The 24,457-nt window shown below is 45.4% G+C and carries 17 protein-coding genes; 4 read left to right on the top strand and 13 right to left on the bottom strand.

What is annotated here, in order from left to right; genetic code table 11:
* Positions 1-69 precede the first annotated feature (69 nt).
* Positions 70-2,391 carry an alpha-xylosidase gene (gene yicI, locus NSQ66_RS04320; protein ID WP_339279579.1) on the bottom strand — a complete coding sequence of 774 codons (2,322 nt, stop codon included), beginning with the start codon at positions 2,389-2,391 and terminating at the stop codon, positions 70-72.
* Between the two features lie 127 nt (positions 2,392-2,518).
* Between yicI and NSQ66_RS04315 the strand changes: the two genes are divergently transcribed.
* The 3 genes from NSQ66_RS04315 to NSQ66_RS04305 all read left to right on the top strand — a co-directional run bounded on the left by NSQ66_RS04315 (position 2,519) and on the right by NSQ66_RS04305 (position 5,413).
* Positions 2,519-3,409 (top strand): AraC family transcriptional regulator, encoded by an 891-nt coding sequence (locus NSQ66_RS04315; RefSeq protein WP_036680763.1) that lies wholly within the window; start codon positions 2,519-2,521, stop codon positions 3,407-3,409.
* A gap of 73 nt (positions 3,410-3,482) precedes the next feature.
* Positions 3,483-4,370 carry a helix-turn-helix transcriptional regulator gene (locus NSQ66_RS04310; protein ID WP_036680759.1) on the top strand — a complete coding sequence of 296 codons (888 nt, stop codon included), beginning with the start codon at positions 3,483-3,485 and terminating at the stop codon, positions 4,368-4,370.
* Between the two features lie 233 nt (positions 4,371-4,603).
* Positions 4,604-5,413 carry a hypothetical protein gene (locus NSQ66_RS04305; protein WP_339279577.1) on the top strand — a complete coding sequence of 270 codons (810 nt, stop codon included), beginning with the start codon at positions 4,604-4,606 and terminating at the stop codon, positions 5,411-5,413.
* Positions 5,414-5,511: 98 nt separating this feature from the next.
* On the opposite strand, the gene NSQ66_RS04300 is transcribed toward NSQ66_RS04305, so the two are convergent.
* The 6 genes from NSQ66_RS04300 to NSQ66_RS04275 all read right to left on the bottom strand — a co-directional run bounded on the left by NSQ66_RS04300 (position 5,512) and on the right by NSQ66_RS04275 (position 13,480).
* Positions 5,512-7,581 carry a class I SAM-dependent methyltransferase gene (locus NSQ66_RS04300; protein ID WP_036680755.1) on the bottom strand — a complete coding sequence of 690 codons (2,070 nt, stop codon included), beginning with the start codon at positions 7,579-7,581 and terminating at the stop codon, positions 5,512-5,514.
* A gap of 129 nt (positions 7,582-7,710) precedes the next feature.
* On the bottom strand, positions 7,711-8,586 hold the full coding sequence (locus NSQ66_RS04295; protein WP_036680750.1) for a radical SAM/SPASM domain-containing protein: 876 nt from the start codon (positions 8,584-8,586) through the stop codon (positions 7,711-7,713).
* Positions 8,587-8,608: 22 nt separating this feature from the next.
* Positions 8,609-9,595 (bottom strand): Gfo/Idh/MocA family oxidoreductase, encoded by a 987-nt coding sequence (locus tag NSQ66_RS04290; protein ID WP_036680747.1) that lies wholly within the window; start codon positions 9,593-9,595, stop codon positions 8,609-8,611.
* Positions 9,596-9,846: 251 nt separating this feature from the next.
* Complete coding sequence (locus NSQ66_RS04285) at positions 9,847-10,620, bottom strand: glucose 1-dehydrogenase (protein ID WP_036680744.1); 774 nt, start codon at positions 10,618-10,620, stop codon at positions 9,847-9,849.
* A gap of 77 nt (positions 10,621-10,697) precedes the next feature.
* Positions 10,698-11,510 (bottom strand): acetoacetate decarboxylase family protein, encoded by an 813-nt coding sequence (locus tag NSQ66_RS04280; protein WP_052096788.1) that lies wholly within the window; start codon positions 11,508-11,510, stop codon positions 10,698-10,700.
* A 29-nt stretch (positions 11,511-11,539) separates the two neighbouring features.
* The gene (locus NSQ66_RS04275) at positions 11,540-13,480 is read right to left on the bottom strand and encodes an NAD(P)/FAD-dependent oxidoreductase (RefSeq protein WP_339279575.1); all 1,941 of its coding nucleotides are present in this window, start codon (positions 13,478-13,480) and stop codon (positions 11,540-11,542) included.
* 121 nt (positions 13,481-13,601) lie between these two features.
* Here NSQ66_RS04275 and NSQ66_RS04270 point away from each other — a divergent pair, with 121 nt between their 5' ends.
* Positions 13,602-14,876, top strand: a complete 1,275-nt coding sequence (locus NSQ66_RS04270; protein WP_036680738.1) for a helix-turn-helix domain-containing protein — start codon at positions 13,602-13,604, stop codon at positions 14,874-14,876.
* Between the two features lie 87 nt (positions 14,877-14,963).
* Here NSQ66_RS04270 and thrC read toward each other — a convergent pair whose 3' ends face one another.
* The 6 genes from thrC to NSQ66_RS04240 form a co-directional block, all read right to left on the bottom strand.
* Positions 14,964-16,355 carry a threonine synthase gene (gene thrC, locus NSQ66_RS04265; RefSeq protein WP_076214919.1) on the bottom strand — a complete coding sequence of 464 codons (1,392 nt, stop codon included), beginning with the start codon at positions 16,353-16,355 and terminating at the stop codon, positions 14,964-14,966.
* 248 nt (positions 16,356-16,603) lie between these two features.
* Entirely contained in the window at positions 16,604-17,107 is a 504-nt protein-coding gene (locus NSQ66_RS04260; protein ID WP_036680734.1) for a CYTH domain-containing protein, read from the bottom strand.
* 499 nt (positions 17,108-17,606) lie between these two features.
* On the bottom strand, positions 17,607-17,795 hold the full coding sequence (locus tag NSQ66_RS04255) for a hypothetical protein (protein ID WP_141118538.1): 189 nt from the start codon (positions 17,793-17,795) through the stop codon (positions 17,607-17,609).
* Between the two features lie 462 nt (positions 17,796-18,257).
* Positions 18,258-19,223: an alpha/beta hydrolase gene (locus tag NSQ66_RS04250; RefSeq protein WP_038574125.1), complete on the bottom strand. Its 966-nt coding sequence runs from the start codon at positions 19,221-19,223 to the stop codon at positions 18,258-18,260.
* A 414-nt stretch (positions 19,224-19,637) separates the two neighbouring features.
* On the bottom strand, positions 19,638-21,791 hold the full coding sequence (locus NSQ66_RS04245; RefSeq protein WP_036686930.1) for an alpha-galactosidase: 2,154 nt from the start codon (positions 21,789-21,791) through the stop codon (positions 19,638-19,640).
* Positions 21,792-21,816: 25 nt separating this feature from the next.
* A complete protein-coding gene (locus tag NSQ66_RS04240) occupies positions 21,817-24,369 on the bottom strand; it encodes a glycoside hydrolase family 2 protein (protein ID WP_076100564.1) in 2,553 nt (850 codons plus the stop codon).
* Positions 24,370-24,457 lie beyond the last annotated feature (88 nt).

Raw genomic sequence — 24,457 nt, 5'->3', positions numbered from 1 at the left:
AGGGAATAGATCGTTCACCCAGTCTACAAGAGAGGTTATGGCTATATCAATATGCTTTAAGAAATCATCTTATTTCAGTGTAATGGTAAACGATACGGATTTTGCACCTGCGTTTACTTTCACTGTAGTCTCATCTACTTGCTCTGCACCTTCTACGGAAGCGATAGCTCCCAGATCTTTAAGGGAAAGCGAGAATTCTTTACCGCTGCCTTCTGCAGTAACTGTTACGCTGTTGCCTTTGCGGGCAGCCTTCACAGTCAATTCAGGAGCACCTTTAAGATCACGTACGGTTGCAGAAGTAGTAGTACCTTCTTCAAGTGAATACAGGCCAAATTTCACGCCATCCGCAAAGTCATAATCGGGTTTGTTGTCGATGCTGCCGATTGCCAGCAAGGAGTTCTGACGAACGAACAGTGGCAAGCTGAAGAAATCATATTTCTCTTTGCGCCATGATCCGCCTTGTACAGTTTCACCAGATAGCAGGTGTGTCCAGCGACCCGCTGGCAGATAGTATTTCACTTCGCCGTTTTCTTGGAAAATAGGTGCTACGAGCAAGGAATCACCCAGCATGTATTGGCGATCGAGCACTTCGCATGTTGGATCTTCCGGGAATTCCATAACCATCGCCCGCATAGAAGCCCAGCCATGCTCTGCAGCCTGGCCAGCCACATCATACAGGTAAGGCATCAAGCTGCATTTAAGCTTCGTGAAGAAGCGGGTAACATCACAAGCTTCATCATCGTACGCCCAAGGTACACGATACGAAGTGCTGCCGTGCAGACGGCTGTGGCTGGACAACAGTCCAAAAGCTAACCAGCGTTTGAATACATGTGCCGGAGCAGTGTTCTCGAAACCACCGATATCGTGACTCCAGAAACCGAAACCGGACAAACCTAGGGACAAACCGCCACGAAGGCTTTCTGCCATGGATTCATAATCTGCGTAGCAATCTCCGCCCCAGTGAACTGGGAACTGTTGGCCGCCAGCAGTTGCAGAACGTGCGAACAATGCTGCCTCATTCTTGCCAAGCTTCTCTTCCAATACTTCAAATACAACTTTGTTGTACAGTTGAGTGTAGTAATTGTGCATTTTCATCGGATCAGATCCGTCGAAATAAACTACATCTGTAGGAATCCGCTCACCGAAGTCTGTCTTAAAGCTGTCTACGCCCATATCTACCAAATCACGCAGGTAGCCGGCATACCATTCACAAGCCGCAGGGTTAGTGAAATCCACCAGTCCCATACCCGCTTGCCACAGGTCACATTGATAAACGTCGCCGTTAGGCTTTTTGATCAAGTATCCGTTTTTCTTGCCTTCTTCAAACAAGCGTGAACGTTGGCCAATATAGGAGTTGATCCATACGCAGATCTTCAGGCCTTTTTCCTTCAGGCGTTTCAGCATGCCCTCTGGATCTGGGAATACACGTTTATCCCATTCAAAATCAGTCCATTGATACTCACGCATCCAGAAGCAGTCAAAGTGGAATACATGCAGCGGCAGATCACGTTCTGCCATACCTTCTACGAAGGAATTTACAGTTTCTTCATCATAGTTGGTAGTAAACGAAGTTGTCAGCCACAATCCAAAAGTCCATGCTGGTGGAAGCGCTGGTTTACCTGTAAGAGCAGTATAGTTGCTAATAACGTCTTTAATGGTAGGTCCATCGATCACGAAATATTCCAAGCTTTCTCCAGCTACGCTGAATTGGGCCTTTTTCACTTTTTCTGAAGCGATTTCATAGGAAACCAATTCCGGATGATTAACGAATACTCCATAACCTTTGCTTGATACATAGAAAGGAATGTTTTTGTAAGCTTGCTCGGAGCTAGTACCGCCGTCTTTGTTCCAGATATCTACGGTTTGTCCATTTTTCACGAAAGCTGTAAAACGTTCGCCCAGACCATATACGAATTCGCCTACGCCGAGATCTAGCTCATCACGCATGTACGTGTTGCCGTCTTGGTCGGTGATGTAAGCCATGGATTTAAAGCCACTGCCTGTAATACGTTCTTCGCCGCGATAGAAATCCACCGCCCATTGTTCGCCTTTGCGAATCACTACACTAAGTCCGCCGCTGATCAGCACGGTTTCGAGATCCGTTTCTTCAATCTTCACATGATCGCCAGTACCTTTAGTCAGTTCGAAAACCGGACCACGTTCCTGTACACCATCATGATGAATAATTTTAATGCCTACCACGCCTGGAAGCGGGGAATGGAATTTTACAGTAAGCAGGGTTGAATTCAGCGTTGCTGCGCGCCCTGTGATTGGAGTCGTTTGTGTAATTGCTGTTAATCCTTCGGGAGTCTTTTCTACAACATAATTTTGAACTGCGCCGTTAATCGTGATACCATCACGAACCAGCCAGAGACCATCAGTAAATTTCATTGTGTACTTGCCACCTTTCAATTTGGTGTTTATAGTTGCATTATACCGATAAAAAATGAACAAAACTAATACTATATAGCTCATTTATAACACTATTTTGATGTTTTTTAAGAAAAGAGGCGTTTATATGGACCGTACAACTCAGAGTTTGCTAAAAGAAAACAGAGTTCATGGAGATAGTATGTTTCCACTCGCAGCTTATTGGATCGAGCTTCCATCCGGAACGCATGTACTTGATACACATTGGCATGAAGAAGCGGAGTTCTTTATGCTACTAGAAGGAGAAATTCTGTTCCAAGTAGACACAGAATATTTTCCACTCCGAGCTGGAGAAGCGGTATTTATCGAATCTGGCGATATACACGCCGCCTATGTGCTGAACGAAGACACCCCCTGCAAATTCTGTGCGCTTGTATTTCTGCCTGATCTTTTGGCTAGCGCCCAGTACGATACGATCCAGCAAAACGCGATTTTGCCACTGCAAGAGAAACGCCAAAGCTTTCCGAGACATATTACACCCGCTATCCCTTGGCAGCAGGAGCTGCTTCATCATCTGAAGCAAATGATGGAGGCATACGCTAATAAAATGCCCGGATTTGAGACCTTTATGAAAGGAACTTTGCTAATCATGCTTTCCAAGATTACCGCAGAGGGCCGATTTGAGAACCGCAGCCAATCGGATGATGCAGATACTACCAAGATTAACCGCCTTAAAAAGGTGATCCTTTATATCCAAGATAACTATCAGGAACCGATCCGTACCCGTGATCTATCAGAGCTTATTCCCATGAGCGAGGGGCAATTCTGCCGCTTCTTCAAAATGATGACTCGTAAAACGCCAGTCGATTACATCAACTCTTACCGGATTCGCCAGGCTGCCGATCTGCTGCAGCAAAGTGAAAGAAAAATATCCGACATCGCATTCGAGGTCGGATTTGATAATGTAAGCTATTTTATAAAGGTTTTCCGCAAAGCGATGAAATGCTCGCCTTCGGAGTTTAGGAAAGGTGCGGGCTAGTTTCATCTACTTCATGCAAAAACGATGGATTCCAACCTGATTTTTAGGAATTACAACCTTTTGGAGGCTCGCGATGAACTCACCGATTCTTAGCTTTATCACACCGCCTATTCCTTATTTCATAGACTGTGGCCGTGCTCACTACAATGCTGGAGACTATCATATCAGTCGTAATTGCATCGGCGTATTTGATCTAATCATTGTTAAAAAGGGTACGTTGCCTATCGCCGAGAACGAGGTGCACTGGGAGCTAAAGGAAGGAGAATTCCTCATCCTTCGACCAGATGCCCATCACTATGGCTTTGCCCCCTGTCCTATCGAAACAGAAATCATCTGGATTCATTTTCAGACTTTCGGCAGCTGGATCGAGTGTCAGGATATGAACGAATGTCTGGAAAATCAGAGCGAGCTCATCGAGAGCCATAAACAAAAAGCTTATTTAAATCACTGCGATGTATGCTCGATTTTTATTCCGAAGTATATGAAAATTTCAGAGAAGGCAATGGAGGTATTAGAGTTCTTTTTCCATCTGGAACAAGAACCCCAATCGATGCGCAACTGGAAGCGCCAAGCCTCCTTTCAACAGTTTCTGCAATTCTTGGACCGCGATCTCGCCGAGGCATCCGATGCAACCGCCATTCATCTCGCCGAGAAGATTGAATTGTTCATTCGGCAAAATTATACTCGTGATATAACTAACTCCTTACTTCAAAAAGAACTTAACTATCATCCCAACTATCTCGCCAAAAACATGCTGAAAATATATGGTGTGACCCCTATGGCCTATCTCCTGTCCTATCGTCTAGAACAATCCAAACGGCTGTTAATTCAGACTTCCTGGTCCATCGCCCGCATTGCTGAAGAGGTTGGCTTCCATCATATTACTTACTACTCTTCCTGCTTCTCCAAAAAAGAAGGCATCTCTCCCTCTCATTTCCGACAAAAATTCACTGGAAAATAGACATGAAAAAGCCTGGAATCGAAAACAGCTTCCTCTTCCGGGCTTTGTTCAGATAGGCTAATCAAATCTTTAGACACGCTGCAAACGAATAACATTCCAGGATAATTAGGACAAAGAAGCCGTTAAGTATCCATCAACCAGCGCTGCGGCTAACAGCTCACCTTATTAAGTATTACTGCTGATTTGCCGATATATTATAGATAGATCTTATCGTCGTAGGAGGATAAAGAACCATGCACATAACGAATATGACCTCATCTATGGGAACGAGGTTTAATGTATCTGTTAGTCACCAAACTAACGATAAAACCATGAAATCAAACAGCAATACTAATGGTAATGGAGACAAATTATCAATAAGTAAATCTGCAAAGGCCGCTTTTCAAAATCAATCCAAAATGGACGGAATGGTTAACTCCCTGCTTAAACAAAAACAAAGTATCATCGACAGTAAGAACAGTCTGATTGAAAGAACTACCAAAAGTTCGCATAATCTCGAATCTATTCAAGATCAACTTAAGGAGTTCGACAAGCAGCTCCAAACGATTGACCAACAAATTGCAAAATACAGCTTCGAAGAGCAACAAAAGAACTTAGAAAATGCTCAAAAAGAAAATCAATCGGATGAACCTAAAACCGAGCAAGAGATACAAAACGAAAGATTAATTACGCTTGTTTCTGTAAGCCAAGATGTTAGCCAAATGGAGGTAGTTTCTTCTACCCACACTAAGATGCGTGGCGAGGCTAAAGTTCTGACCAAGGAAATAGAGCTGGATGAGGCTCGTTCTACTCATTCTGCAACAGCCAAACGGGAGCAGTTATCCAAAATCGAAACTAAACTATCGGAAATGAACGAAACGTTAGGCGATGCCATGAAAGACACGGGAGATAAAATTAAAGATCAGATCGATAAAGCAGGTTCAACAGAAATTAAACCTTCTGAAGAGAATACCAATGAGCGGACAGAACAATTAGCTACCTATCAAGAAATTCAACGTTTAGCCGAAGAATCTGATAAGTCGCAGCTAGAAATACTAATCTAACAAGGGCAAGATTCTCTATATAAAAAAGCAATCGGATCTCCTCTGCATCAGAGGGTCTGCCGATTGCTTTTTTAGATGCAGCTAATGTTATTCTTCGGCTATTCCTTCCGAATCACAATAAAGCAGGTGCTGTCCGGCAGCGCCACTTCCTGTCCGCTCTCATCCATGAACCTTACTCTATCACGCAAAGCTTCGGTATAACCTTCTTGCAGGTAATGCCGGAAGATCTCAAGCTTCGCCTGCTTTCCTAAAATCTGTTCAATAAATGAGGCAAACTCCGTAGGGGTGAAATAACCAAATTGTTCTTGGACTTCATGAATATAAGCCTCTTCCCCCCAGGTATACGTATATAAAAATTCCATGGCATCATTAACGGGCATGAGCACTTCTTGTTCCCCTAATCTTTGAAACTGAATCTGACGTCCAGCAAAATCCTTCGCATAACGCTCCAGCCACACCAGACCGTCCTCTTCAAGAAAGCGAACTCTCCGCAGCAATGATGCGGGTTCGGTCATGATCCCATCGCGGATAATGATAACCCCGCCAGCTGACAATACATCAAAGGCACTTCGCAGAGCTGCGGAGACAGTGTCATGATTGAACTTATTACCATTTAGCGGCACATAAGAATATAGCTCATGCAAAATCGAAGAGAAAATTACCGTGTCCACCGTTCCAGCCTCCACGAAATCTTTAAGGTTCAACGCATCTCCCTGCAGCACCTCCCACTGGCGACCTTCCCGCTGCTTGCGTTGCCGCAAGGCTTCTACTACATTGCTTGAGATATCAATGCCGATAGGGGTAACCTCGGGCATACGCTCTTCCAGCAAATCCAGCAGCACACCGCCGCCCGGGCCGATATCCAGCACTTTTTGACCAGTGACATGTTCCAGAATTACGGCTTTATAATCTGCTGTATTATTCATTTGGCTTAAGTAGGTATCTTCATTATGAAAACGGTCGAAAGCGTCCCTGCGCAGCTCGAATAGGTCGAACAACAGCAATACAGCACGTTCATACAAGGGTGATTTTTCAGCCTCCATACAGAATTCGATCAGCTTCTCAGCCGCTGCCGAGAATTGGAATTGAAAAAACACCGTGTCTGGCAGATGTTCCTTAGAATATTGCCGTAAGATTAGGTGAGGGTTCTCAGCAGGTAAAGTCCCTTGCTCGATATCCTTCCATGTAAGCTCCGCTAAATATTTTTCGATAATCCGCTTCTTATAGACATTGGTCTTCTTAACACCCTTGTAATCATAGTAAATGCTGTTCATGACATGCTCGAAGCTGATATGGCTTAAGGATTCATTCTGCGCCTTCTGGGCAGCAAGCACCATCACCTTCAGAAATTGCTCCAGCGAAAAGGTCTGTAGTGCAGATTCCACATACCAGAAGGTAATCTTACTTAATGACTCCAACCGTTCAGCATGGAAACCTTCCTGCGTCAGCTTAGCCCATTCCGTAGTGAAATCCTCTCCTCTAGAGATCGGACCCATCCGCATTCTGCGCAGTCGTTCCTTCATCGGCATAGGACTAGCAAGATTGCCTGAAGAAATCAGCTCAATAAGCTGCTTCACTTCATGCTGCACATTCTGCCATAACTCGGGAGACACAGCTCCGATGATGCAATGATTGAGCACGGTCAGCAGGCGTTCCAGTTCCTCCGTGGTCAGCAACTGATCTTCCACTATATCATGGAGTGGCTTATTGACTTCCGGCGGCACTTCTCCGCGAATTTGCTGTCCTATGAGTCCATGAGTCTCAATTAGCCGCTGAATCATCGTACCTTTCTCGGAGACAGCCCTCCCTAAATATCTCTCATATAACTGTGCGGAACCTAAATTATGTACAAAACAATTGATCCCTTCCTCCTGCCAAACCAGCCGCTCCTTTGCTGTACCTCCCTTAGCCGTTTCTGACCAAATTAACGTTTCTTCCACCAGCTCTTTTATCCAAATAGAACGGGGGAGTTGGTCCAGAATCTGCAAGCTACGTTCCACATAATCCAGTACGGGATTCCTGCGATCCAGCTCCTCCAGAGATTCCACGCGTTCCAAATTTACTATCTGCTCCTCCGCTTGGACAATAAGCTTCAGCCAAAGGTGATCCTCCAAATGATCTTGCACACCTTCACGGTATAAGGCGATGGCTTCCAGTGATTTCAGCATATGCTCCTCCTTCGCTCCAAAGTGGAGACTATAAAGACCTATTATTATATATATACAATCCCGTTAATTAAAAAACAGAACCAGGATTCATGAAATAGCCATGTCCCGGTTCTGTTTGCATTCCAATCATTAGGTTCCGAACCGCTGCCGATACCCACATTTGCGGCATAGCTCCTCCACAGCTTCTCTACGTGAGAAGCCATAGAATAAATTGTTCGCCCGCTCCCCCTCCACAATCTCTGAGAACGGAGTCTCATGGATGTTGCCTAGGTTAATTACTCCTTCACCATCCAGACAGCATGGCACAACAGTGCCATCCACAAGAATCGCCGCTTGGCTCCGCAGGGCATGACAGAACCCTTTTCCGTCATCTTCCGGCTCATTTAGCGCTGGCCAACGGAACTCATGATCCTGATTAAGGTAGACGCGCGGGGCAATCTTGACACCACTGCCAGGCACAACCTTTTCTTCGATCTTGAAATCCAAGTTGAAGGCTTCCTCCAGCAGGGCAAGGGTTTCACGGTTACGGTTTCTTTCCAGATTCGTCAGATTATCCTCCGTCAAATTCCACAAGCGGAAAGAAATAATGACCCCTTGCGCAGAGGCTTCCCGTACAAAAGAAATTATCTCTGAAAGATAACCTTCACGGTTCTCTGACCCTTCATGCCCATCAAAGCTGTGCAGAGAAAAGTTCATCTGACGCAGTGCGGGCTTACCAAGAATTTTAGGTCCGGCTTTATGAATTAACGTGCCATTAGTTGTAATATTAACCTTGAACCCTTTGGCATGAGCAGCATCCAGCAGTTCACCTATCTTGGGATGCAGCAACGGCTCCCCTTTGACGTGAAGATAAATATGATTGCTGTGTGGTTTAATTTCATCCAATATCGTATTAAACGTATCCAACTTCATGAAATTTTTCGTCCGGGCGGTTTGTGGACAAAAGCTGCAGGCGAGGTTGCAGACGCTTGTTATCTCAATATAAACCTTTTTAAAAGTCTTCAAGTCCTGCTCCCCATTCTATTTATTATAAATCTGAGGCATAGCGGAGACCGATCTGTGCTCTGGCTTCCTCCATAATCTCTGCTGCGGCCATGGAGTTCTCATGAGTATTAATTCTGCTCTCCCGTTCACCATTCTTAATCAAGTTGATGAATTCCTCAACCTCATAATACATAGGTTCAAACACTTGAGGCAACGTAAGCTCCTCAACTGTACCATCACGATAGTAAATCTTCACCTGATAAGGCTCATTGATCTTGTCGATCACCATCGTACCGTTCTCTCCATGAATCTCAGCTGGCAGATAGGAATCGGAAATTTTGGAGTGCATAACTACCGCATCCATATCGTCATATTTCATAATGAGACTTCCTTCACCATCCACACCTGAGGAGAGCATGACACCCACTGCCTGTACTGATTGAGGCTTGCCAAAGAGCACCACCATTGGATACAAACAGTACACACCAAGATCCATTAACGAGCCATTGGAAAAAGCGGGATTAAACGCATTTAGCACAGTCCCCTGCCGATAAGCATCATATCTAGAGGAGTACTTACAATAACTTGCAAAATAACGGCGAACTTGGCCGAGTTTATACAAATTATCCCGAATCACTCCAAAGTTCGGCATAAAGGTCGATTTCATCGCCTCTACCAGCAGCACATCATTTGTGCGCGCAGCTTCAATCATAGCTTTAAGCTCTATACTGTTGGATGCAGCCGGTTTCTCGCAGAGCACATGCTTGCCGTGATTTAAGCACATAATCGCTTGCTCTGCATGCATAGAATTTGGGCTGGCAATATATATAGCATCTACATCTTTGCTTTTCACCATATCTTCCAGATTCGTATAAATTGTAGCTCCCGCATATTTAGCAGCAAAGGCCTGACCTTTCTCCATTGTGCGAGAGTACACGGCTGTCAGGATAAACTCCTCATTCTCCAAGCCGGCTTGCACGAAGCGGTCTGTAATAAAGTTTGTTCCAATGACCCCGAAACGAATTGTCATGATGTTATCCCGTCCTTTTTAGTTATTACTAACTCTACATGCTATTTTCTCACTCATAGGTAGTCATGTCTACTTTTTAAGGCAAATTAACGACAATTTCTGATAAATTCAGCAATTCCCTTGTTACTGGCGGAGCATCTTTCATCGTACAATGCAAAAAAAGGCGTATCCCAGCCACCCTTTCATGGCTTTTGAGATACCCTTTTTTTGGAGTTACAACTATTGCCTCAACTTACGGACCCAGATGAACTCTATATAATCGTCCAGCCGCCATCTACAAACAAAGTCTGACCTGTAGTGTAGCTGGAAGCATCTGAAGCAAAGTAGAGTACAGCACCGTTTAATTCTCCCGGATTACCAGGGCGGCCCATCGGACACACTGCGTTGTACATTTTTAGCGCTTTTTCTGCAAATAACGTATTCTCAGTCATTTCAGTTTTGAACAAGCTTGGTCCAATCGCATTAACAGTAATCCCATGCTTAGCATAAGTTGCCGCCACCCCTCTTGTCAGATGGATCACTCCACCTTTAGCAGCATTGTAAGAATGCGTAGGAACCGAAGCAGAAGCTGTAAGGCCTAGCATTGAAGCTGTATTGACGATTTTACCGTAATTCCGTTCTTTCATATGCCGGATCACATGTTTCGACATCAGGAACACGCCCTTTAAATCAGTATCCAATACCCGATCCCAAGCTTCTTCTTCCAGCGCTTCAATCGGAACCGCATCCACCACACCAGCATTGTTCAGCAGAATATCAATTTTTCCAAAGGCTTCCATAACCTTTTGAACAGCCACAATAATCTGGTCCTCTTTTCTTACATCACACTCAATAGGAATTATTCTGCGTTCAGGGTATTTAGCCCGGATATCCTCGGCTACTGCTACAAGCTTGTCATATCTTCTGGCCAAAATAGCAATGTCTGCTCCTTGCTCAGCAAGCATCTCTGCGAATTGTACCCCGATCCCACTGGATGCTCCTGCGATAATAGCTGTCTTACCCGTCAAATCAAAAAGGTTAGTCATTCTAATTCCTCCTAATGTTTGGTTAGCCAATCCTTCTTCGGTTTCATTTCGCACAAACTCACTTCAAACACATAGGCTTATACTGAGGAAACAGGTTGCAAATTGTTTTCCCACCAGTCCCAGCGGAGATAGCAGTATGGAAGATACTCCATTGGATTCAGAGGCTCCAGAATTTTACCTTTTTCAAGCACATTTGTACTGACGGTGTAAACCGCGCCCAGCATATTCACAACTTCAAGCTCACTCCAAGGATCATGCGGGGAGTCTTGGAAGGTGATAGAGGCTTCTGCCGCTTTATAGACTTTAACCTCACTTACTAAACGCTGTGTGACCAAGGTTGGCATCAGATCGAAGCCGTTTCCGTCAATTGCATTGGCATATTTGATGTTATACAAAGGGATATCTTTGCCGTAATATTCCTCCAGAATCTTCTCGGCTCCATTGTCATTGAAGTGTCCATCCATAGTGGCTTTTACGTTGAAAAAGTCAATGCCATGCCGGCCGATTGCCCCATCAATGCCAGCTTCTGAGGTGTTCATACGCACATCGGCCATTTTCTTAGGCAGCCCACATACTTCCCGGCCCATAGCCATCCCGATATCGCTTGTAATAGGCATCGACAGGCAGTAGTTGCCTAATTGTCCGTTATAGTCTGCTAGAACGAACAATCCAGCTTCACGATAAGGTGGACAAAAGTTCGTAGCTGGGTAATTGGCGATAAAAGCATTTACCAGCGGCCGGCTTGTTGGCTTCAGTGGCTTCGGCAACAAACGCTCGATAATCTCTGGTTTGGTCTCCCAATACACCGTCAGCATCTCAGCATCATAAAAGGTTGTTGGCTTGCCTCCGTATTTCTGCATATCTGCGAAACTTTTCACAAAACTCACCATGAATGAACCCTCCTTAGATTAGTAACCCTTTAGTTCAGCACAAATGCCGTTTCGAATCCAGATTGAATGGCCTGTCCGATTCGTCCTGGCTTGCCTGCATCGCCGATTACCTTCACATTGGGCAGTACCTGCTTCAGCTCATCAACGAATGAGCGATCGGGTGTAACACCAATGGATAATACAACAGCATCCGTCTTTTTCAGCGAAGTTTCCCCAGTGGACGTATTCTCGAGCACGATCGCGCCGTCCTGCACTTCTACCAGCTTGGTTGATGCTAAGAGCTCCACGCCATTCTTTTTCAGCCTAGTCACAATGTCGATCAGATTTGGCAGATAGGCGTCTGGGCCAACCCGCGGCTGCATTTCCACCACCGTGACCTGATTTCCCATATCGGCTAAATATTCAGCCGTTTCCAGCCCTGTCATGCCGGAGCCGATGACCACAGCCTGCTTGTTCTTAATCACAACTGACCCACTAAGTACGTCAACAACCGTGCAGACCGTTGCCTTTTTCACTCCCGGAATAACAGGCACTATAGGCTGTGCCCCAGCGGCAACAAATACCGCATAAGGGTTCAGTTGCTTCAGTTGTTCCAGCGTAGGTTTCGTAGAGAGACGGACATCAACATCCAGGTCCTCTAACTGATGCTGCATATTATCAATAAACCAGTTCAGCTTCTCCTTCAATGGTGGCCGGCTTCCCAGCTCCACACTGCCGCCTAGCACATCTCTGGCTTCGAACAATACAGGTTTAAAATCTCTGAGCGCCAAAATCCGTGCTGCTTCCATACCTGCTGGACCCCCGCCGATCACAGCTACTACTTTGCCATCGCCATCTTTTGCTGGTTCTGCAAATTCAAGCTCCCGGCCCACTCTGGCATTGACAGCACACTTGATTACCTTGCACTCCATCACTTCCTGAATACAGTACAGGCAAGAGATACAGGTTCTGATCTCTGCTTCTTTGCCTGCTGCCGCTTTGTTACCCCACTCCGGATCGGCCAGTTGGGCTCTTCCAAGGGCTACAAAGTCCGTGTTTCCTTCCTGTAGCAGACTCTCAGCAAATTCAGGCTTACGGATCACATCACAAGCAATCACTGGAATTTGCACCGCTTGCTTAATGGCTGCGGAGAGATGTTTTTTCCAGCCTTGCGGGTAGGATATCGGCTCAATGATCGTATTGGATGATTCATAAGTGCCGGAGCTTACATTTATGCAATCCACTCCGATGCTTTCCAGATGTTTCGCAGTCTGGATAGCCTCATCCAGTGTAATCCCGCCTGAGACAAATTCATCGCCGTCGATTCGCACCGATACTGGGAATCCTGCGCCACAGGTCTTTTTGATGCCAAGCACAATTTCATTCAGGAATGACATTCTACCTTCCAGTGAACCGCCATATTTATCAGTTCTCAGATTGGTAAGCGGGCTCAGAAACTGTCCTACAAGATAGCCGTGGGCACCATGGATCTCCACGCCATCAATACCTGCTGTTTTAGCTATATAAGCTCCGAACACAAATTTACGAACTAACTCTTCTACCTCTTCAGTAGACAGCTCCCGGGGCATTTCCCCAATCGCTGAAGACATCACTGCGCTAGGAGCAACAATTTGTTTGCCTCCAATAAGCCGTCCGTGATTTTGCCGGCCCGGATGCTGGAGCTGAAGGAATATTTTGCTGTCATGACGGTGAACAGCTCTTGCCAGTTTCTCCAGACGCGGCACAAACAGCAAGTCACTTGCATTCAGCTGGTTCGGTGTACCTACTCCGGTCTCATTATCCACACGCGTAATTTCCGTAATGATTAGACCACAGCCACCCGCGGCACGTTCCTCATAAAAAGCAATCATTTCGTCCGATGCTTCACCACTGGCCGCGGCCAGTGACGTTCCCATAGCCGGCAATACAATTCTATTCTTAAGTTCAAGGCGTCCAATTTTACCTGCTGCAAACAGTTTTTCATATTTCATCTGCTTAGCACCTCCACCTTTAGTTTAAGGCGTCCAATACTTTGTGAATATATTTACAAGCACCAAAAATCACTTCTTTATAGTGCATATTGCACTATTATTGAACTAGGGGGCGATATGAATGGATGTTTCCTTAAATGAGCAAATATCAGGTAAAATCGAAATGGAGCATTATACCGCATCTTTGTTTACTGCATACATTTCAGGTGCAGGCCTTTCAGCTATCGTACAGACAGCTGCTGAGCTACTGCAGAATCCCGTCATTGTATTTGATTGCAGCTTCAAAATTGTAGCTCACTCTGACCTATCCGATATCGACGATTACATATGGAGTGATAATATCCGCAAAGGTTATTGCTCTTACGACTTCATTGCGGCTGTGAGTAAAATGAACAGTGTCCAGCGTGGGAAACAAAGCGATGAATCTTATGAAGTAACCTGCGAGGAAACGTCAAACTCCAAACTGATCTCCAAAATAAAAGTAGCCGGCAAACAAATCGGCAATGTATTGCTTCTTGGATGCAAAAATCCTTTTCGCGCCAGAGATAACGAGCTGCTGTCCATCACCGCTACCATACTTGCCGAAGAGATGGGCAAAAACAGCTACTATCGCAACGCCAAAAATATAAAAGTTGAAGATTTTATCTGCGCACTGCTAGAGGAACAGCTTCAGGACAACCGGATCATTCAGGACAGAATGCGGAGTGCAGGATTAAAGTTCGGAAATCAGCTGCTTGTGCTGCTGTTCGATCTTACCTGGTATGAGGGTTCAGGCCGTTATGATGATTATTTAAGAGAACGTTTGCAACAGCTTTTTCCGGGCAGTCCTTCCACCTATTATGATGGGCAGATTGTAATGATCCATGACGGAAATCTCTCCAAAGAGCTTGTAAATAAGCAACTGCAGGAATTTCTAACTCAAACCGGCATCTCGCTTGGCATCAGCAATATATTCACTAATCTTACGCAGTGTAGGAGACACTATCTTCACTCCCGAAACGCTATTCGGATCGGTTCCATTCTCAGCCCGCAGCAGCAGCTGACTTACTACTCAGATATCCAGCTCTATGAGATGCTCTCTGCTGATGTTGTGTTTAACGAGGATAATAACTACTACCATCCAGAGCTGCTCAAGCTTCAAGAATACGATACTGTGCACCAGTCCAATCTGTATCATACCTTTTACGTTTATCTCAAAAATAACCGGAACATGCAGATTACCTCAGACGAGCTGTACATTCACCGGAATACACTCAGATATAAGCTCGATCTTATTAGCAGACTGCTGGACACCGACTTTACCGATTCTGAAAAAATGCTGGCGTACTATGTCTCTTACAAGGTCGCTGCTTTTTGTGAAAAAGCTAGGGAGCAGACCCGTACGCCGCAACGTTAATGTTAGAAGCTACTATAAACGCACAAACAGCCCCCGTTCTTATCCCAAGAACGGGGGCTGTGCTGTGAAGTAGAACTGTATATGATATTACAATCCGTAAAAAGCTTGCAGCTGACGCACGATTTCATCCTTGTCATGATCCACTACGGTTTGATGTTGTGGCATCTCGAACAATGCTTTAATCTGTGCCGGGAATTCCTGCTTAATATCGATCAAAGTAATTGCCTCATCGAACTTAGCTGGATGTGCAGTCGCAAAGGTAATGCCAATCTCATCCGGGCCATTAAAGGCTTCGTAAGCCGCGATTCCACATGCTGTATGTGGATCAAGCAGGTAGCCATATTCTTTTTGATACTTAGCGATCGTATTCAAGCATTGATCATTCTTCACACCCAGCGCTGCAAAATCCTTCTGTACCTGCTGAAGCGCCTCGCCTTCAACCGTAATCTTGCCTTCGGTTTGCAGCTTGGACATATACGCGGATAACTTCTCAGAATCCTCGCCTACCAGATAATACAGATACCGTTCGAAATTACTTGCCACTTGGATATCCATCGAAGGGCTGTAAGTGCTTGTGAAATTACCTGGTTTGTATTCGCCAGTATTCACGAAACGCTCCAAAATATTATTTTCATTCGTAGCAATGATTAGCTTGTTAATAGGAAGCCCCATTTGCTTAGCCAAATAGCCCGAGAAAATATTACCGAAGTTACCGGAAGGCACGCTGATATTAATCTTTTTCTCGTTGCTGCCATCGACATGCAGATATGCATAGAAATAATAAACAGTCTGCGCCAGAATCCGCACAAAGTTAATGGAATTGATTGCACGCAGATGATACCGACCTTTAAAGTCCAGATCTGCGAACAGATCCTTAATCACCTTCTGGCAATCATCAAAGTTACCATGAACAGACAGATTCAGTACATTGCTGTCTTCCACCGTAGTCATCTGCAGCTCCTGCACTTTACTTACCTTGCCGTGTGGATGCAGAATACAGATCTTGATGCCTTCTTTGCCGCGTACACCTTGAATAGCCGCCGCTCCAGTGTCCCCAGAGGTTGCACCGAGGATGTGGATGATTTTGTTTTGTTTTTTGGAAATATATGAATACAGCTCACCCATAAACTGCAGCGCTACATCCTTGAAAGCAAAAGTAGGCCCATGGAACAATTCAAGTACATATAAAGAATCATTTACTTGGTGTATAGGCGTTACTTCAGGTGTGCGAAAATTGGCATAACTGGTGTTGACCATTTCCTGCAGATCCTCGTAAGGAATCTCATCATTGGTGTAATAGGCAACAATCTTCAGGAACAACTCCTGATAGCTAAGACTTCTCCACTCTTCCAACGTTGCTGCTGAAACCACTGGAATCTCGGATGGAACCATCAGCCCACCGTCGTCCGCAAGTCCCATCAACACCGTATCAATAAAACCTTTAGGTTCCACATTACCTCTTGTGCTTATAAACTTCATGCTCATCCTCCTGAACCCCTCGTTAATATATGACAAGAATATATGATAAGAAGAAACAACGTTGTCGTCCTATAGAGATGACAACTGTTTCTCGCAGAAATATAAGGCTATTATAGTTGCACCACTTATAAGTTCTTATAATTAACTATAAGTTTCACCCTAAACGTTATCCTTAAGCTAGTTAGGGATGATAAAGCTATTTCTGCTTGTTTTCCCTATATACTACCACGTTTACGCGCTAAAGTCCGTTAATTCTTTGTCTTATTTTGCAGCTCTCTCCAGACTGTTTTGTTGCTGTATTGCCGTTCTGTACTAACATCCTTACCGAACCATTCCGGCTCTTTAAAGCTTTCCGCTTCCTCCAGAGATTCAAATTCAACCTCGAGTACGGACAATTTCAGCTGGGAATATACGTCGATCTCAACCGTTGTGCCATTCCACACCGCTGTAATTCGCTCTTTGACCAAAGCTACCGCATTTACCGCTTCGATCATCTGATTATATAAACCCTCTGAGATAAAATATTCGATCTCTTCGCGTTTGATCCCTTTGCCATCCTTAAACGTATGCGTGTAGGTTACCTCACCTGAGTCCAGATCCGTAATTTTACGCACACGAAGCTCTTGACCACCATCTATCGCCAGATATGTCTGATCGATATTATGACGGGTAACAATCTTCAATTCTCCCTTTTGAATCAGCTGCTCCGGAAATTCCGGCAGCAGAAACTTGCGTTCGATCTCCAAAGCCATGATGTTTCGCTCCTCTTCGTGTCATATATTTTATATTAATAATCATCATAGGGGTGTGACAAACCCAAGTCAATGTGGATTATAGAGAAATAGGACATGCTCTAGCTTAAAAAGGCTACCGTGGTGCTCATTGTGGGATTTATGGAGGTTGTGGAAGCTGGGGCTCACCATAGATTACTGGAAACTACGGATAATTAGCGAGTCAGCCGGCGATCATTGGGAAGCATCATTTGATTAGTTGGTCAGTGTGCCACTGGTCGTACTCACCTATTCGATTAGTTGGTCAGCGCGCACTGGTTGTACTCACCCATTCGATTAGTTGGTCACGCGCCACTGGTCGTACTCACCCATTCGATTAGTTGATCACGCGCTACTGGTCATACTCACCTATTTACTTACGGACCGTATAGCCACTATTTGCGAAAAAAGCACATATTTGAGATGGTATCGGACTCAGGTGCAGCTATTTACTCCAAAACACCCCATGCGGTTGCGATAATTAGTCAATAGCGTCGCTGGAGTCCGAAAGTAGCCTCAATTGCCTCTTTTTCAGCAAATAAGGACTCCTGAGTCCGATCCGAAGCAGGGTACCTAGACCTAGCAGCAGCCAAGAGAACTCTCCATCAAATGGAGTCGGCGCCTTCTCATTCTTATCCCAGACCAGACCAGACCATAATGATTGGAACATCGTTAACTTGTGGCACTCCCCCATACTTTTTCATACTTTCTCATACTCTCTCATACCACCCCTAATCCCTATTTACTTACGGACCGTATAGCCGCTATTTACGAAAAAAACGCTTTTTGGGGAAGCTATCGGACTCAGGTGCAGCTATTTACTCCAAAACACCCCATGCGGTTGCGATAATTAGTCAATAGCGTCGCTGGAGTCCGAAAGTAACCTCAATTGCCTCTTTTTCAGCAAATAAGGACTCCTTAGTCCGATCCGCAGCAGGGTACCTAGGAACCTAGCAGCAACCAAGGGAACTCTCCATTAAATGTAGCCGACGCCTTCTCATTCTTAACCCAGACCAAACCCTAAAGATTAGACCATTGTTAACTGGTGGCACTCCCCCATATCTTACGGACTAATAAAAAACCGAACGAAAATCAGAGGAAATCCTGAAATCCGCTCGGCTCGACGGCAAACTTATTTTATTTCTTTCATAAATGCCTGAAAGTCTTCTACGATTTCTTTTGCTTTAGTGCGATATAAATAATGTCCCTCTTCAAACTTAACTATTTTTCCATGTACAGAGTCCTTGATTTGCTTTTCATGCTCTGGTATCCATCTATCCGTTGCTGGTTGATTCGCTTGTATAAAGAAAATAAGAGGAAGATTTTTAGGAAATGTTAAACTTTCAGCTGATTTAAAATTAGAATACATCATTCCAGCTTCATTTAATTGGGTGGGATTAAATATGTTTTTGCGATTGATCAATCTCATTTGTTCTTTTGTTTTATCATCAAATGGTAGTTCAGCAATTGGGTCAGCACTGAATTTCATTTGCAATCTGATTAGACCTGATTTTTTGAGCAGATTTATAGTTTTTAATTCCGAAGCTTCGATTTTCCTCTCGCTTATCGATGGAACACTACTATCAAGCCCGACAAATGCACTCACTTCATTTTCATACTTGTTAACATAATCTAGTCCATAAATGCCTGAAATGGAGTGGCCCATTAGAATATAACGGTCAATATTAAGAGCCTGTAAAGCCTCATGAATTTCACTTACAATATTCTCTGTGCTGCGCTCCTTTTTGGTCAGATCACTTAATCCATACCCAAAAGGCTCAATCATGACGACTTTGTAAAACGGTGACAGCTCATCTATTAATGATTTAAAATCAAGAGCTGGCGCTGCTGTGCCATAACCCGGTAGTAGCACGACTGTTTCTTCACCTTTTCCTTGAATATAAACATTCATATTTTTCCCATCAACAGGTACTAACTGACCATAGGGCTCTATTTTACTCTGTTCCGATTTGTTGCTGATCAGATTAACTGTATAAACAATGGCGAGAAAAAGCAGGATTGCGATAATTATTGCTCCTATTACTTTAAGTAGTATGTTTAGTATTTTACTTGTTCTCGTGCCCGCCTTCATTTTCATTACTTCTTTTATTTTCAATCGTATCTTCTCCTGTCATCACCTGTGTATTGGACTGCCATAACTAACTGCTAATCTAAGATTAACCAATAAAGATGTACTCTCTATGACCTTAATATGAACGGAATATGAACAGGTAAAAAAGCTACAGCGTCTTACGCAAGGTAGCTGCACAGGATGTCATAACATAAGGAATATATGTGTATAGGCGGAGACGGTCAAGGCTGCCTTGCCATCCGCAGCTTCAGCTGGTTCAAATTCGTCATTGCCAACAAAAAAAGCAAGCCACGAGCTAGGCTCATGGCTTGCTGGTGGCTTGCTCGTGTTTGCTCATGGCTTGCTCGTAGCTTGCTTATGTCTTGCTCGCAGCATTGCTCGTGTTTGCTCGGGGTTTGCTTTCTGTTTATCTAATGAATTCTAATCCTGCACCTTCAATTTATAACATCCGCTAACAAAATCCTGCTGGATATCCGGCAGAGCCAGTCCAGCCTGCATTAGCCGATCACCACCGTAAACCTCACCACTCACCTCCAGAATATAATCCAGCTCCGGATTCAAACCATTCAGCTTCAGGCTACGGCGGGGCGGGTGCGGCACAGCCATTACCCGGAAGTAATAAACTAATGCCTCACGCTGATCATCGGACACGAACATCCATGCTGTCTCATTGCCCTCAAACGGGCTATGCAGCCGGTACAGATTCCCTTGCTGCACAAGACTGCGGATTTGCTTATAGTTCGCAACCTGTTCCTTCACAATTTCCTTCTCTTCGTCTGTAAACTTCGTAAGATCCAGCTCATAACCGAAATTACCGGACATAGCTACATCTCCACGGAAGGACAGCGGGGTGATCCGTCCTACCTGATGATTCGGCACGGCAGACACATGCGCGCCTATCGAACTAACCGGATACACCAGACTTGTTCCATACTGAATCTTCAGTCGTTCCACAGCATCGGTATCATCACTGGTCCAGGTCTGCGGCATGTAATGCAGCATGCCTGGGTCGAAGCGGCCACCACCACTACAGCAGCTCTCGAACAGGATATGTGGAAATTCTGAAGTTATTTGCTCCAATAGCTCATACAGACCAAGCACATAACGATGTGCGGTTTCCCCTTGGCGTTCAGAAGGTAACTCTGCAGAGCCAATCTCCGTTAAACAACGGTTCATATCCCATTTCACATAACTAATGGGCACGGTCGAGAAAATCCGGGACAGTGACTCATAAATGTACTGGCGCACATCCTCCCGAGTATAGTCCAGCACCAATTGCCAGCGAGCTTCGCTGCGGCGGCGTCCCGGCACATGCAGACACCAGTCGGGATGCTTACGATAGAGCTCGCTGTCCGGCGAGATCATCTCCGGCTCGAACCAAAGGCCGAACTGCAAGCCTAGATTGTTCACGCGCTGCGCCACATCAGACAGTCCGCCCGGAAGCTTGCGCAGATCCTCCACCCAGTCTCCGAGAGAGGAGTTGTCAGCGTCTCTTTTGCCAAACCAGCCATCGTCCAGCACGAATAGCTCTATCCCGAGCTTGGCTCCTTCCGCCGCAATCGACTCCAATTTATCCGCATCGAAGTTGAAATAGGTAGCTTCCCAATTGTTGACCAGAATGGGCCGTTCCTTATCTCTATATAATCCTCTGCATAAACGGGTCCGGTACAGGCGATGATAGGTTCTCGACATTTCCCCGATCCCCTCGGAAGAATACACCATCACTACCTCAGGGGTCTGGAATTGTTCGCCCGGCTCCAGCAGCCAGGAGAAATCAAAAGAGTTCAGTCCCATCGTAAACCGGGTCATCCCGAAGGAATCGACCTCTGCCTCAGCTTCAAAGCCTCCACTATATACAAGACTGAAGCCGTAGGCCTCTCCATGATTTTCATCCGTTTCAGGTTTCACCAGCGCAGCAAATGGATTTAACTGGTGGCTGCTCATCCCTCTGCGGCTCCCAATGGTCGTACCACCTTGCACCAGACGTCTACGAGTCAGATTACCTTCCCTTGACCAAGCTCCTGCCAAATAGATCATATCCATATCGCCAGACGAGAAATCGACACTAGCACTCAGTGCACGCTGCAATTGCAGCTGCGTTTTCCCCGCATTGGTGAACTCCACAGAGCGGGTGATTACGTTAGTATGTTCAAAAACTGTATAGCGCAAAATAACATTCAGCTTGGTGTAATCATCTTTAAGTGTAAGCTCCAACGTCTGTGCTTCTTGCGCAGACTCAACATATACGGATGGTAGACCCGGCAGTGAAGGTTTACCCTCAACTACCCGATACCCGCTGTATTTCAACTCTGTAATACGAGTGCCGTCTTCGAGCCGAACTTGATAAGCAGGTGTTCTGAAATCTCCCGTCCCGTATTGTGGGTATTCCTGCGGGAGCCGGTCGAGACCCGTATTTCCTCCCAGATTCAACAGCCCTTCCAAATTGCTGTCACTACGCAGCTTCTTGCCCCAATACGCATGTGCCGGATAATCATTTACAAGCTGAAGAATGTAACTCATCCCTGCACTCTGTAAATGGAATAATCCCTTATCTTCCTGAACTAAAATCCCCATGTGCCAGTCCTTCTCTCCTTAGGATTTACAGCAAATCTTCGCTCACAAAATCAACCATCGATTGAACCTTTAGCCCCTTAGGTGCGGCTGGAATCCAGTCTCTTCCATCGTTCCCGCGTTGTGAGAACTCTATCGTCTTGGTCTGACCTGGGAGAAGGTCAAAATAATTGTCAGAGAATATTCCTTCGTCTTCTGAAGTCAGGTATACGCCTCTAGCTAATACATCACTGGTCACGGTGAAGCTTAATCCGCCACTCTCTGGAGTTTCCAGCACGGTAATCACTGAGCGCTGTAACGCAATTTCTTTTTCCGGAATAAAATAATGCAGCTTGTGATCTATCACCCGGCCATCCGCCTGCAAGCAAATTCCAAGCAATACATCACCCACCCCTTGACCTTCTAGCAGGTCTGCCACAGGAGAAGAGAATACGATAGCAGCAGAATCAGCTCCCAGCTCAAAGGGATGTGTCCACTCTCGCAGCACCGAACCGTTAAACTGATACAAAGTAAGCACCAACTCAGCGCTCACTGCTGTTCTTAAATCAGATACGACATGAACGTCTACCTTCTCACGGTCTGTACCGTCGATAGACAACAAAACATCTTGGAAGCTTGAACGCACGGTATATTGCAGAGCTTTCCAGCGCCCGTTATAATCCATCCCCGCCCAAGAAGCCACCGGCCAGCAATCATTCATCTGCCAATATAAAGTGCCCATACAATAAGGTTTATTTCTTCTGTGGCTTTCAATCGCGATTCGGATCGCTTCGGCCTGCAGGATTTGACTCATATATAAAAAGGCTTTGAAGTCCTTCGGCTGCGGCAGATACATATCCATATATTCTTTAATCAGCAGATTACCGCGACCATTCTTCTGATGTGCCAGCATCACCTCTGAGGTAAGCTCCATATCCTGCTCTTCTGCATAGCTCATTACGGTTTTCAGTTCCGGGAACGACTGGAAGCCGTATTCACTCATAAAGCGGCCAACCTTTGTATTATAGTTCTCAAATGGCTCGATCCCGTGCCACACACCCCAGTAATGCACATCCCCTTCGCCCACAATCCGCGTCGCATGCTGATTTATATCGCCAGTCAGCTCCCGCAGCGGCGAAGACGGCCAATAGTCCACACCTGGATGGAATGCGGCTACAGCCTCCGGCAGAATACGGTGGAAGATTTTAATATAATCGGCCCACATTGTCGCTCTTTGCTCAGCGCCGAGTTTTTCTTTCCAGCCCCAGCCCATATTTTCCTCGAACTGTGACCAGGCCGAATCAATCTCGTTATTGCCACACCATAAGGCGATGCAGGGATGATTGCGCAATCTTTTGACGTTGTATTCGGCTTCTTTTTTCACATTCTCAAGGAACGCCTCGTCCCCGGGATACATACTGCAAGCGAACATAAAGTCCTGCCAGACCAGCAGTCCGTATTCATCACAGAGCTGATAAAAAATATCTTCTTCATATATACCGCCGCCCCAAACGCGCAGCATGTTCATATTCGATTCTACTGCTGTGGCAATTTCATGCCGATACCGCTCCTCGGTTACTTCTGTGGTGAAGCTGTCATTTGGAATATGATTGGCACCTTTGGCGAAGACGGAAACTCCATTCAGCGCAAAAGAAAACGAAGCTCCTTTGGCATCACGCTCCCGAATCAATTCAATACTGCGGAGTCCGGTTTTTACACTTTTGCTAACCTCTACTTCCGTTCCCTGCAGCAATTCCGCTTGGAAGGTATATAAATGAGGCTCTCCAAGGCCCCTGCACCACCAGAGCTTTGGCTCAGGTATAACAATATTCATCTCTAATTGCTGCTTGCCTTCCTCTAAAGTAACCGCTTGCATCCACTCCAAACCATCGGCACTTATTCGCAGCATTCCCCGCCAAGCAGCAGGAGCATCCACTTCTACCATTGCGGTCAGGCGAGCTTCTTCCTTAGCAATCACATTTTGACGGATATAGAGGTCAGTAATTTGAACGGTGTCACGTCCCACCAGAGATGCTGCACGCCAAATTCCACTGGTCAAAAAACGCGGGCCCCAATCCCAGCCGTAATGATAAGGTGCTTTGCGCGCAAAAATACTAATCCGTTGTTCATCTAATCCCCCAAGCTCGGATTGATCATTCGAGGCAGGCAGCGCATAACCCAGCTTCGCTAATTTCGGTAAATCTTCCTTAACCACAGAGCGGAACTTCACCCGTATATTATTTTCTCCAGTCTTCAGCTGACCTTTGACATCCACTTTCCATGCCAGAAACATATTATCAGCAGCGAGCACATGTACATTATTCACGTACACATCTGCATAAGTATCCAGTCCCTCAAAAACTAACTCCGTACAAGCAAGCTCCTGCCACTCTTCCCCCAACTGCAGCGAGGTTTGATATTCCCAGTCCTTCTTATCGATCCACTGTAGATCATGTTCATTTGTTCCATAAAAGGGGTCTGAAATTTTTCCGTTCTTTAGTAAATCCGTATGAACTGTACCTGGCACAGTCGCCGGAAGCCACTCCTCATCACCACAGCCTCTAAATTCCCACTTCGCAAGATTCATATGCAAATGTTTCATAATACCTCCTAAAAGTTTTGTAAGCATAGACTTCTCTGAATGACTTCGCGCAAAACTCGCTTCGGAAGCATATGCCTAAGTTTGGTAA

The sequence above is a fragment of the Paenibacillus sp. FSL H3-0329 genome, assembly GCF_037963285.1.
Classification (GTDB): domain Bacteria; phylum Bacillota; class Bacilli; order Paenibacillales; family Paenibacillaceae; genus Paenibacillus_AQ; species Paenibacillus_AQ odorifer.
The sequence above is the reverse complement of the archived record's forward strand: the minus strand, read 5'-3'. Positions and strand labels throughout refer to the sequence as shown.